Source organism: Shinella sp. M31 (assembly GCF_049199205.1).
Taxonomy (GTDB): Bacteria; Pseudomonadota; Alphaproteobacteria; order Rhizobiales; family Rhizobiaceae; genus Shinella.
Window position 1 is genome coordinate 1 of record NZ_JBLZPH010000092.1, and the last position, 10,611, is coordinate 10,611.

General features: G+C 65.3%; 11 protein-coding genes and 1 riboswitch. Of the genes, 5 read left to right on the forward strand and 6 right to left on the reverse strand.

Going from position 1 to position 10,611, the window contains the following annotated elements:
• Positions 1 to 40: 40 nt before the first annotated feature.
• The 4 genes from ACOZKU_RS15710 to ACOZKU_RS15725 form a co-directional block, all read right to left on the reverse strand.
• Complete coding sequence (locus tag ACOZKU_RS15710; protein WP_421579647.1) at positions 41 to 1,558, reverse strand: tripartite tricarboxylate transporter permease; 1,518 nt, start codon at positions 1,556 to 1,558, stop codon at positions 41 to 43.
• Between the two features lie 12 nt (positions 1,559 to 1,570).
• Positions 1,571 to 2,065, reverse strand: coding sequence for a tripartite tricarboxylate transporter TctB family protein (locus tag ACOZKU_RS15715; protein WP_314089702.1), 495 nt, complete (start codon positions 2,063 to 2,065; stop codon positions 1,571 to 1,573).
• The gene (locus tag ACOZKU_RS15720) at positions 2,062 to 3,006 is read right to left on the reverse strand and encodes a tripartite tricarboxylate transporter substrate binding protein (RefSeq protein WP_314089704.1); all 945 of its coding nucleotides are present in this window, start codon (positions 3,004 to 3,006) and stop codon (positions 2,062 to 2,064) included. The genes ACOZKU_RS15715 and ACOZKU_RS15720 overlap by 4 nt, the downstream gene beginning before the upstream one ends.
• A 226-nt stretch (positions 3,007 to 3,232) precedes the next feature.
• Positions 3,233 to 4,300 carry an ABC transporter substrate-binding protein gene (locus tag ACOZKU_RS15725; protein WP_421579648.1) on the reverse strand — a complete coding sequence of 356 codons (1,068 nt, stop codon included), beginning with the start codon at positions 4,298 to 4,300 and terminating at the stop codon, positions 3,233 to 3,235.
• A gap of 78 nt (positions 4,301 to 4,378) precedes the next feature.
• On the opposite strand from ACOZKU_RS15725, the gene ACOZKU_RS15730 reads away from it, so the two are divergent.
• Positions 4,379 to 5,053: a response regulator gene (locus ACOZKU_RS15730; RefSeq protein WP_421579649.1), complete on the forward strand. Its 675-nt coding sequence runs from the start codon at positions 4,379 to 4,381 to the stop codon at positions 5,051 to 5,053.
• Positions 5,050 to 6,441: a sensor histidine kinase gene (locus ACOZKU_RS15735; RefSeq protein ID WP_421579650.1), complete on the forward strand. Its 1,392-nt coding sequence runs from the start codon at positions 5,050 to 5,052 to the stop codon at positions 6,439 to 6,441. The genes ACOZKU_RS15730 and ACOZKU_RS15735 overlap by 4 nt, the downstream gene beginning before the upstream one ends.
• Here ACOZKU_RS15735 and ACOZKU_RS15740 read toward each other — a convergent pair.
• On the reverse strand, positions 6,438 to 7,079 hold the full coding sequence (locus ACOZKU_RS15740; RefSeq protein WP_314089711.1) for a LysE family translocator: 642 nt from the start codon (positions 7,077 to 7,079) through the stop codon (positions 6,438 to 6,440). The two genes, ACOZKU_RS15735 and ACOZKU_RS15740, sit on opposite strands and share 4 nt — an antisense overlap.
• 164 nt (positions 7,080 to 7,243) lie before the next feature.
• Here ACOZKU_RS15740 and ACOZKU_RS15745 point away from each other — a divergent pair, with 164 nt between their 5' ends.
• Together ACOZKU_RS15745 and ACOZKU_RS15750 are read left to right on the forward strand one after the other, a co-directional pair.
• On the forward strand, positions 7,244 to 7,729 hold the full coding sequence (locus tag ACOZKU_RS15745) for a MarR family winged helix-turn-helix transcriptional regulator (protein WP_314089713.1): 486 nt from the start codon (positions 7,244 to 7,246) through the stop codon (positions 7,727 to 7,729).
• A complete protein-coding gene (locus ACOZKU_RS15750) occupies positions 7,726 to 8,946 on the forward strand; it encodes a multidrug effflux MFS transporter (protein WP_421579651.1) in 1,221 nt (406 codons plus the stop codon). The genes ACOZKU_RS15745 and ACOZKU_RS15750 overlap by 4 nt, the downstream gene beginning before the upstream one ends.
• A gap of 79 nt (positions 8,947 to 9,025) precedes the next feature.
• Here ACOZKU_RS15750 and ACOZKU_RS15755 read toward each other — a convergent pair whose 3' ends face one another.
• The gene (locus ACOZKU_RS15755; RefSeq protein WP_244760111.1) at positions 9,026 to 9,202 is read right to left on the reverse strand and encodes a hypothetical protein; all 177 of its coding nucleotides are present in this window, start codon (positions 9,200 to 9,202) and stop codon (positions 9,026 to 9,028) included.
• Between the two features lie 153 nt (positions 9,203 to 9,355).
• Positions 9,356 to 9,462: riboswitch (TPP riboswitch) on the forward strand.
• Positions 9,463 to 9,501: 39 nt separating this feature from the next.
• On the opposite strand from ACOZKU_RS15755, the gene thiB reads away from it, so the two are divergent.
• Positions 9,502 to 10,509, forward strand: a complete 1,008-nt coding sequence (thiB, locus tag ACOZKU_RS15760) for a thiamine ABC transporter substrate binding subunit (RefSeq protein ID WP_421579652.1) — start codon at positions 9,502 to 9,504, stop codon at positions 10,507 to 10,509.
• The last annotated feature ends 102 nt before the right edge of the window (positions 10,510 to 10,611 follow it).

Sequence of the window (10,611 nt, forward strand, 5' to 3'; positions counted from 1 at the left end):
CGTTTCCGGCCTGCATTGTTTCAGCCCTCTGGGAAAGACTTTAGTCCTCGTTTGCTGCAAGCTGCGAGAGAACTTCGCCCCGGCCGCGGGCGCGCAGGACAAGCGGCACGACGACGGCGAGGAAGGCGAGACCGAAGAGCAGGACGGCGATCGGCGACATGAACAGGGCCGTCACGTCACCCTGACTGATCGCCAGCGCCCGGCGCAATTGCTGCTCTGCCATCGGCCCGAGGATGAGGCCGACGACGACGGGCGCGATCGGATAGCCGAACAGCCGCATGGCGAAGCCGAGCAGGCCGAAGGCCAAGAGCATGCCGAGCTCGAAGACCGACGGATTCGCGCCGATCGTGCCGAGCGTCGCGAAGACCAGGATGCCGGCATAGAGCCAGGGCTTCGGGATGCTGAGCAGCTTCACCCAGAGGCCGATCAGCGGCAGGTTCAGCACCAGCAGCATGAAATTGGCAATGAGCAGGCTGGCAATGAGGCCCCAGACGAGCTGCGGATTGGTCGCAAACAGCAGCGGGCCCGGTTGCAGGCCGTATTGCTGGAAGCCGGCAAGCATGATGGCGGCCGTCGCCGATGTCGGGAGACCAAGTGTCAGTAGCGGAACGAGCGTACCGGCAGCGGACGCATTGTTCGCCGCTTCCGGCCCGGCTACGCCTTCGATGGCGCCCTTGCCGAACTCCTCCGGATACTTGCTCAGCTTCTTTTCCGTGGCGTAGGAGAGGAATGTGCCGATCTCCGCGCCACCGGCCGGCATGGCGCCGATCGGGAAGCCGATGGCGGTGCCGCGCAGCCAGGGTTTCCACGAGCGCGCCCAGTCGGCCGCGTTCATCCAGACCGAGCCCTTCACGGCCTCGATCTTGTCCGGCTCGGAATCGCCCTTGGAGGCGATGTAGAGCGATTCACCGATGGCGAACATCGCGACTGCCAGCGTCGTCACTTCCACACCGTCGAGAAGATCGGGAATGCCGAAGGACAGGCGCGTCTGGCCGCTCAGCTGGTCGATGCCGATGATCGCCAAGGTCAGGCCGACGAAAAGCGAGGTCAATCCGCGCAGGGTGGAATCACCGAAGGCCGAGGACACCGTGACGAAGGCGAGCACCATCAGCGCGAAATATTCGCGTGGGCCGAAGACGAGCGCGATCTTGACGATGAAGGGCGCGATGAAGGCGAGCGCCAGCGTGGCGATGAGGCCGGCGACGAAGGAGCCGATGGCGGCTGTCGCAAGCGCTGGTCCGCCGCGCCCCGCCCGCGCCATCTTGTTGCCCTCGAGCGCCGTGACGATCGAGGCGCTTTCGCCCGGTGTGTTGAGCAGGATCGAGGCCGTCGAGCCGCCATACATGCCGCCGTAATAGATGCCGGCGAACATGATGAGGGAGCCGGCCGGGTCAAGCTTGTAGGTGACCGGCAGGAGCAGCGCCACGGTGAGCGCCGGGCCGATGCCGGGCAGCACGCCGACGGCCGTACCCAGCGTCACGCCGATCAGCGCATAGAGCAGGTTCATCGGCAGAACGGCGACGCCCAGGCCCTGAAAGAAGAATTCGAATGTCGACATGGCGTCGCCCCTTTAGAAAAACAGGCGTTCGAGCGGTCCGGCCGGAAGGGACAGCTGCAACAGCTTGGCGAAGATCACCCAGACGACGAAGGACAGCGCGATGCCGATGGGGATGGTTGCCCAGAGCTTGCGCCGGCCGAAGCCGCAGGCGGTGAGCGCAAAGAGCAGGCCGGTCGCAATCGAGAAGCCGGCCGGCTTCAAGAGCAGCATCTGCGCGGCGAGGCCCGCGACAAGACAGATGACCGGCATGCGGGCGACGGGCTCGCGCACCGGGAAATCGCCGCGCCAGGCCTCGATAATGGTCCAGATGCCGAGGATCACAAGGCCGATCGCGATCCAGTGCGGCACCGTGGCGGGACCGATGGGCGCGACATTGCTGACGGCGGTGATGCGGGCGACATCCCACCAGATCACGGCGGCGATGATGAGGAGCGCGGGCCCGATGACCAGCGCCGCCCGGTCAGGGCGGCGCTTTCCTCGCGGGTGGGAGGACGGAACCTCGCTCATTTGACGAGCCCGATATCCTTGAGGATGCTTTCGGTGGCCGCGACATCCTTGTCGAGCTGCGCCTTGAAGGCATCACCGGCAAGATAGGTGTCCTGCCAGCCCTTGGTCTTCAAGATATCCTGCCAGGCGGCGGATTTGACCATCTTCTCGATATCGCCGTTGATCGCCGTGACCTGCTCGGCCGAAAGGCCCGGGGCGGCGGCAATCATGCGCCAGTTCTGCACGACGACGTCGAGGCCGCTTTCCTTGATCGTCGGACCGTCGACACCCTCGATGCGCGCGTCGCTGGAGATGGCGATCAGGCGCAGCGTGCCGGCCTTCACCTGGCCTTCGAACTCGCCGTAGCCGGAGATGCCCGCGGTCACCTGGTTGCCGAGAATGGCGGCCAGCGCCTCGCCGCCGCCGGCATAGGCGACGTAGTTGATCTTGGTCGGATCGACGCCGGCAGCCTTGGCGATCAGGCCGGCCGTGATGTGGTCCGTGCCGCCGGCCGAACCGCCAGCCCAGGACACGGCGCCCGGATCGGCCTTCAGGGCCTTGATCAGGTCTTCCATGTTCTGGATCGGCGAGGCGGCGGGAACGACGATCGCCTCGTATTCGCCGGTGAGGCGGGCGATCGGGGTCACGTCCTTCAGCGAAACCGGCGACTGGTTGGTGAGGATCGCGCCGACCATGACGTAGCCGCCGACGATGAGGGCGTTCGGGTTGCCGCTGTTCTGGCTGGCGAACTGGGCAAGGCCGATGGTGCCGCCTGCGCCCGGAACGTTCGTCACCTGCACGCTGCCGGCAATCTTCTCATCCTGCAGGACGGTCTGGATCGAGCGGGCCGTCTGGTCCCAGCCGCCGCCGGGGCCGGCCGGCGCGATGATCGTATAGTCGGCGGCAAAGGCCGGAAGCGCCATGGCGCCGGCGATAAGGGATGCCAGGAAGAAATGTTTCAAAGGTCGGTCCTCCGTCAGGCGCGGTTTCGCGCACGTTTCTATGGCGGGGGATAGGCAGCCGCGGCGCGCGAACGGTTCGGTTCGCGGGCGCAATCACTGTCGGCTGAAGTCTCCTCCCGATCTCCCGTCCGCCTCCACGGACGATGAAGAGCCCTAAACCAGCACAAGAAGCTGACATCTAACTGACATGGTAGCGTGCGGATACGTATTGTCGAGAGTTGGCGGGCTATTGCTTGCGCAGAACCTCGTTCCAGCGCGCGATCAGCCGGGCACGTTTGACCTGGTCGAGATAAACCATCAGGCCGGGGCTGACGGGCACGGGCTTCAGCTGTGCGCCAAGCAGCGCGCTCATGGTGCGCGCCGTGTTGGAGCCGGAGACATCGGGGCTGACGGCGGCAATCTGCAATTCGCGCGACAGGATCTCCTGCCCCTCCTTCGACATGAAGAAGGCGAGGTAGCGCCGGCCGAGTTCCGGCGAGGCCGCCGCCTGCGGCACGAGGCCGATGCGCGACATGACGACGGTATAATCCTTCGGCAGCACGATGCCGACATTCGGATCGCGCGAGGCCCAGTCGGCGGCATAGGAGCCGAGGATATTGTAACCGAGTACGAAGCGGCCGTCGGCGACGCGTTCGAGGATCGCCGAACTGGTCGAATAGAGCTTGACGCCGGCTGCGCCCATCGCCTGGATCACCGTCCAGATATCGCCGAACTGTTCCTGGTCGCGCGCCATGAAGAGGAAGCCGACGCCGGAGCGCTCGATGTCGTAGGTGCCGATGCGGCCGAAAACCTTCTCGCCCTCGCTCTTGAGATACGCCACGAACTCCGCCCGCGAGGCCGGCGGCTTGCGACCCTTGAAGCTCGGTTTGTGGTAGACGAAGACGGCCGGCTCGAAGGTCAGCGCATAGGCGGTGTTGCGCCAGTTGGCCCATTGCGGCCAGCGGTCGCTCATCGGCAGGTCGCTGCGCTGGGCATAGCCGTCATTGCTGAGCTTGACCTGCAGATCCATCGCCGAGGAAAAGGCGAAATCCGCGGTCTTCTCGCCGGCATCGGTCTCATGCACGATCCGGTCATGCACCTCGCCGGTCAGCATCTCCTCGTAGCGCACGGCGACATCGGGATTGGCTTCCTGGAACCCGCGGATCATCGGCCGGGCCAACGGCTCGTCGAGCGAGGAATAGACGAGGAGGACCGGCGCTTGCACATTGCCGTCGCGCGCCGGAAACAAGGTGGCATCGGCGAAGGCGGAGAGCGGCGCGGAAACCAGCGCGAGAAGGGTGAGGACAAGACGCATGGCGCGACCTTGCCAAAGCGCAAGGCCGTTCACAAGCCCGCCTGCCACGGCTAAGGTCGTGCTGGGAGGACGACAGACTTGCGCATTCTACTGGTTGAGGACAATGAAGCTCTGGCGGATGGCCTTTTCGCGATCCTCAAGGGCACGGGCCATGCGGTCGACGTGGTGCGCGACGGCACCTCGGCGGATGCCGCCATCGCGTCGGAAAATTTCGACCTCGTCATCCTCGACCTGACCTTGCCCGAAATGGACGGGCTCGACGTGCTGCGCGCCATGCGCGCCCGACTAAGCAAGGCGGCCGTCTTGATCCTGACGGCACGCGGCGCTCCGGAAGAGCGGGTGCGCGGCCTCGACCTCGGCGCCGACGACTACATGATCAAGCCCTTCGACATCTCGGAATTCGAGGCGCGCGTGCGCATGCTGCTGCGCCGGCAGGCCGGCCTGCGCTCATCGGCGATCACCTATGGTGCCATCGCGCTCGATCTCAATTCCCGCACCTTCTCCGCCGATGGCGCACCGCTCGATATTCCGGCCCGCGAGGTCGGCCTCCTGGAAATTCTCTTCATGCGCGCGGGAAAAGTCGTCTCCAAGGAGGCGATCATGCAATCGCTCGCCGCCTTCGACGACGACCTCTCCGCCAATGCCATCGAGCAATATGTCAGCCGGCTCAGGAAGCGTCTTGCGCCGCACGGCCTGACCGTGCGCACCGCGCGCGGCATCGGCTACTACCTCGACAAGGCTAGCGCGGCTTGACCCTCCTTCCCGCCTCCTCGCTGCGCCGCCGCCTGCTCGCCTGGCTGCTCGTCTCGACGGCCGTCATTGGCGTCGTCGCGCTCATCGATACCTGGCGCGAGGCGGTGAAGACCGCCAATGTCGTCTCCGACCGCGTGCTGGCCGGCTCCGCACTCGCCATCGCCGAGCGCGTCGTGGTAACGGAAAACGGCGCGCTGGAAGTGGACATTCCCTATGTCGCGCTGGAAATGCTGACCTCGGCGGCGCAGGACCGTGTGTTCTACCGTGTCGACGGTCCGCCCGGTCAGTTCATCACCGGCTACCAGACCCTGCCGACCATCCTCGACATGCGGGGACAGTCGACCGCCTACCAGAATGCCACCTTCCGGGGCGAACCGATCCGCATCGCCGTGCTGCAACGCTCCGCCTCGACCGGCATCAATTCCGTCCCCTTCGCCGTGACGGTCGCCGAGACCACCATCGCGCGGCGCCAGCTCGCACAGGCGATCCTGCTGCGCTCGGCCCTGCGGCTTGCCATGATGATCGCCGGTGCCGCCACCATCGTCTGGATCGCCGTGACCGTGTCGCTGCGCCCGCTTTACCGGCTGAGCGATGCGATTGCCGAGCGCAACCCGAACGACCTGCACCCGATCGAACAGCGTGTGCCGAGCGAGGTGCAGGGCCTGGTCGTGACCGTCAATTCCTTCATGGTGCGCCTGCAATCGGCACTCGATGCGCTCCGGCACTTTTCCGGCAATGCCAGCCATCAGCTTCGGACGCCGCTTGCCATCATCCGCACGCAGCTGGCGCTTGCCGGCCGGGCGAGCACGCTGGAGGAGGCACAAGAAGCCGCCCGCAAGGGTGACGCCGCCGTCGCACACGCCGAGCGCATCCTCGCCCAGCTCCTGTTGATGGCGAAGATCGATGCCGCCGGCTCCAACGAGCCGCAGAAACCGGCGCCGATCGACATCGCGGCACTCGCCCAGCAACTGACCGCCGAGCGCGTGCCATCGGCTGCCGAAGCCGGCATCGATCTCGGCTACGAGGGAGACGGCCCCGTCTTCGCCCGCGCCGAGCCGCTGCTTTTCGGCGAACTGCTGCGCAACCTCGTGGAAAATGCCCTTGCCTATGCCGGCGACGGCCCGATGGTGACGGTCAGCGTGCGCCGGGCCGCTGATGCCGTGCTGCTGACCGTCGAGGACAACGGCCCCGGTATTGCGCCCGAGCGCCGCAGTCTCGTGCGCCAGCGATTTTCGCGTGGCGAACACCGCGATGCCCCCGGCATGGGCCTCGGCCTGCCGATCGTCGAGGAGATCGCAACACTGTTCGAGGCGACCATGGCGCTGGAAAGCGGCGCAAACGACCGTGGCCTTCGCGTAACGATCCGCTTCCCCGCGGTGATCGCTTAGGGTTTGCGCCAGCCGAGCAGGCCGGGCGCGGCATGCCACACCGCCTGAACGGCAAAACCCATGAAGAGCAGGCCCGACATGCGCACGATCGCCAGCTCGTGACGACGGTAGAAACGCCGCACCATGCCGGCGCCGATGATGCCGATCAGGATGATATCCGCCATCAGGAAGCCGAAGAAGGACACGCCAAGCAGCGCCGGAAGCGCATCGAAATCCAGCGCATTGGACGAGCCGGCAAGCAGTGCCGTGAAGGTCGCCAGCGCCACAGGATAGCCCTTGGGATTGGTGAGGCCGAAGACCAGGCCGCGGCGCAGCGGCCGCTCCACGGTCATGACGGCGGCACCGTCCTGCCGCGGCTTGGCGCGCAGCGCCGACCAGCCGATCCAGGCGAGATAGAAGCCGCAGAGCAGACCGAGCACATCGAACACCATCGTGCCGATCGTCTTGGCGCCGACGATGGCGACGAGCGCCAATGTGGACCACAGGAGATCGCCGGCGAGGTGTCCGCCCATGAAAAGCGCGCCCGCCTTGCGGCCTTGCCCGGCCCCGATGCCGAGTAGGGCGAGAAACGCCGGGCCGGGGATAAGCACGTAAAGCAGAGCAGCCATGAAGGCGCCGAATAGCATCGAACCGGTCATGAAGGAATCCCCTTGAATCTCAAGGCATTCCAGCCCGCGGCAACGGTTTCGTCAAGGGCACATTTGCCGTTTCGCAAAGCAGCCATGCACTACCGCTCTAGCTTGACGGTTGTCCATTTCGGGCGCGCATAGTAAGGTAAACTTACATAACCCAGAAAGCAATCATGCCATTAAAACCCGATCCCGACGCCCTCGGTTTCGTCCTCATCGACGTTGCCCGCATGCTCCGCAGCGCCTTCGAGCGCCGCATCGCCACCGCCGGTCTCGGCTTGACGCCGGGGGAGGCGCGCACGCTGGTGCGCATCGCCACATTGGAAGGCAGCCGCCAGCTCGACATCGCCCAGCGCATGGGCATCGAACCAATGACGCTTTCGACCTATCTCGACCGGCTGCAGAGCCTCGGCTTCATCGAGCGCCGCCCGGACCCCACCGACCGCCGCGCCAAACTGATCTATACGACATCGACCGCCGGCGCGTTGATCGGCAGTATCCGTGACGAACAGATCGAACTGATGCAGCATGTGACGAGCGGCATCGGCGAACAGGACCTCGAAGCCATGCGCGAAAAGCTCAAGCGGCTGCGTGCCAATCTGTCCGCCCTGGAAGAAGACAGCGCCGCGCTGAGCCTCGTCAAGGAACTGGCGCAATGACATTGCCGCGCATGAGCGAGCGGCGCACCAGCATCATCAGCGCCTTTCTCGTGGCGCTCGGCCCGGTCTCCATGGCGCTCTATACGCCGGCCATGCCCCAGTTGGTGCATGCCTTCTCCTCCACGGAATCGGCGATCAAGCTCACGCTCTCCCTTTATTTCGCCGGCTTCGCGCTGGCCCAGCTGGTCTCCGGCACCACGTCGGATGTGCTGGGGCGCCGCAAGACGACGCTGATCTTCATGTCCGTCTATCTCGTCGGCAGCCTGATGGCCGCCTTCGCGCCATCCGTCGGCGTACTGCTCGCCGGCCGCCTGGTGCAGGGCATCGGCGCCTCCGTCGGCATGACGGTCTCGCGCGCCATCGTGCGCGACCAGTTCACCGGCACCAAGGCCGCCCGCATCATGAACATGGTGGGCATGATGCTTGCCATCGGCCCGGCGGTCTCGCCGACGCTCGGCGGCTTCGCACTTGGCCTGTTCGGCTGGCGGTCGATCTTCTTCCTGATGGTCGGTTTTGCGCTCGCCGCCTGCGGCGCGGTCTATTTCTGCATGAGCGAGACGACCACGCCCGATCCGGCCAAGGGTCATATCGGCCCGATCCTGCGCGGCTATGGCGAACTTGTCATGAGCCGCCGCTTCGTCTCCGCCACGCTCGTCATGGCCGGCGCCGTCGGCGCGCTCTACGGCCAGGCGACCATGCTGCCCTTCGTGCTGATCGACCGCGTCGGCCTGACGCCCACGCAATTCGGTGTCGGCATGCTCATGCAGTCCGGCTTCTTCTTCGCCGGCACGGTCGTCGTGCGCCTGCTGATGCGCACATTCGCGCCCGACCGGCTCGTTCCGGCCGGTCTTTCCTTCATCGGCGTCGCCAGCATCTTCATCGCGCTCGCCTCCCATCTCCTGGAAACCCCGACCTTCCTCAGCGTCATGGGTCCGGTCGGCCTCTATGCCTTCGGCATCGCCTTCGTCATGCCCTATATGATGACAGCCGCGATGGAGCCCTTCCCCCATATCGCCGGCTCCGCTTCCGCCGCCATGGGCTTCATCCAGATGGGCTCCGGCTTCCTCGCCGGCCTGATCGCCGCCGCCATCGGCATGCCGCTCTTCGCTTTCGGCACCATCATCCCCTCAATGGGCCTGATGGCGATCGTCTCCTACGCCTGGTATCGCGCAGTGTGCAGCCGCGAGGCACGGCTTGCGACGGAACCGGCGGAGTAGCGCGCCACCGGGCGCATAAGACAAAAGACCCGGATGCAGGGGAACATCCGGGCCTTCGGGGAGGTCAGTTGCGGGTCGCTTAGCGGCAGACCTTGATGCGCTTGATGACGACATTGCCGTAGTAGTCGTAGGACTTGATCTTCTTGATGAAGCAAGTGGGCTGGTAGTCGTAGCTGTAGTAGCCGGCCTGCGAGGGGGCCGCGAACGAGACGGCGGCGACGAGGGCAACGGTGGCGGAAACGATGAACTTGCGCATGGGGTCTCTCCTGATCGGTTAAAGATGAGCCTCTCTCATCCGGTGATTGGAAGGTCTCATATCCTCACGTGCGGCGCTGTTTCCGATGGAACAGGCCGCCGCCCTGCTGCACCCCACCCCTTGCGCCGCGACGTTTCCGGGATTATGCCTTTTTTCGCTCTAACGGGGTGCCCGCAGGTTTGCGGGCTGAGAGGCCTTGCCGCCAACCCGAAGAACCTGATCCGGTTTGTACCGGCGGAGGGATTAGACGGCACAATCCAGCGCCCTATTCCCGTTTTTGACGAAACAAGGAGGCGCGGATGCGCAAGACAGTTCTTTCCTCTCTCGCGGCGCTCGCCGTTTCCCTCGCTTTGCCCGCCTTCGCGCAGGAAAAGACGCTGACCGTCTATACCTATGAAAGCTTCGTTTCCGACTGGGGCCCCGGCCCGAAGGTCAAGGAAGACTTCGAGAAGACCTGCGGCTGCAAGGTCGAGTGGGTCGGCGTTGCCGACGGCGTGGAGCTTCTGACGCGCCTGAAGCTCGAGGGTGAGGGCACCAAGGCCGATGTCGTGCTCGGGCTCGACACCAACCTGATCACCGAAGCGAAGGCGACCGGCCTTTTCGAGGCGCATGGACTTTCGCCGGAAGGCCTGACCGTGCCGGGCGGTTTTTCCGACGATACGTTCCTGCCCTATGACTACGGCCACTTCGCCGTCGTCTACGACACCGAGACGGTAAAAACCCCGCCGACGAGCCTCAAGGAGCTGGTCGAGGGCGATCCGTCGCAGAAGATCGTCATCGAGGATCCGCGCACCTCGACGCCCGGCCTCGGCCTGCTGCTCTGGGTGAAATCCGTCTATGGCGACAAGGCCGGCGAAGCTTGGGGCAAGCTGAAGAACCGCGTGCTGACCGTCACGCCCGGCTGGTCGGAAGCCTATGGCCTGTTCACCAAGGGCGAGGCGCCGATGGTGCTGTCCTACACGACCTCGCCGGCCTATCACGTGATCGCGGAAAAGACCGAGCGCTACAAGGCGGCCGCCTTCTCCGAGGGCCATTATGTGCAGATCGAGGTTGCCGGCCTGACGCGGACCTCGCACGACAAGGACCTCGCCCGTCAGTTCCTGACCTTCATGACCGGCCCGGATTTCCAGTCGATCATTCCGGAAACCAACTGGATGATGCCGGCCGCCAAGACGAAGGACCCGCTGCCCGCCGCCTTCGACGCGCTGGTCAAGCCGGAAAAGACCTTCCTGATGCCGTCGGACGAGGTCGCCGCGAACCGCAAGGCCTGGATCGACGAATGGCTGGCCGTGATGAGTGCCAAGTAAGGGAGACCTGACATGTTCGCCCGCGCGGAACGACGCACATTGCGTGTCGCTGGGGGCCTTGCCCTCGGCTTCGTGCTCGTCTTCGCGGGTGCTGCGACGGCG

Coding starts and splice junctions, on each gene's coding strand:
- ACOZKU_RS15755 (WP_244760111.1), bottom strand. CDS start 9,202: ATGCGCAAGTTCATCGTTTCCGCCACCGTTGCCCTCGTCGCCGCCGTC.
- ACOZKU_RS15740 (WP_314089711.1), bottom strand. CDS start 7,079: ATGACCGGTTCGATGCTATTCGGCGCCTTCATGGCTGCTCTGCTTTAC.
- thiB (WP_421579652.1), top strand. CDS start 9,502: ATGCGCAAGACAGTTCTTTCCTCTCTCGCGGCGCTCGCCGTTTCCCTC.
- ACOZKU_RS15725 (WP_421579648.1), bottom strand. CDS start 4,300: ATGCGTCTTGTCCTCACCCTTCTCGCGCTGGTTTCCGCGCCGCTCTCC.
- ACOZKU_RS15745 (WP_314089713.1), top strand. CDS start 7,244: ATGCCATTAAAACCCGATCCCGACGCCCTCGGTTTCGTCCTCATCGAC.
- ACOZKU_RS15750 (WP_421579651.1), top strand. CDS start 7,726: ATGACATTGCCGCGCATGAGCGAGCGGCGCACCAGCATCATCAGCGCC.
- ACOZKU_RS15715 (WP_314089702.1), bottom strand. CDS start 2,065: ATGAGCGAGGTTCCGTCCTCCCACCCGCGAGGAAAGCGCCGCCCTGAC.
- ACOZKU_RS15710 (WP_421579647.1), bottom strand. CDS start 1,558: ATGTCGACATTCGAATTCTTCTTTCAGGGCCTGGGCGTCGCCGTTCTG.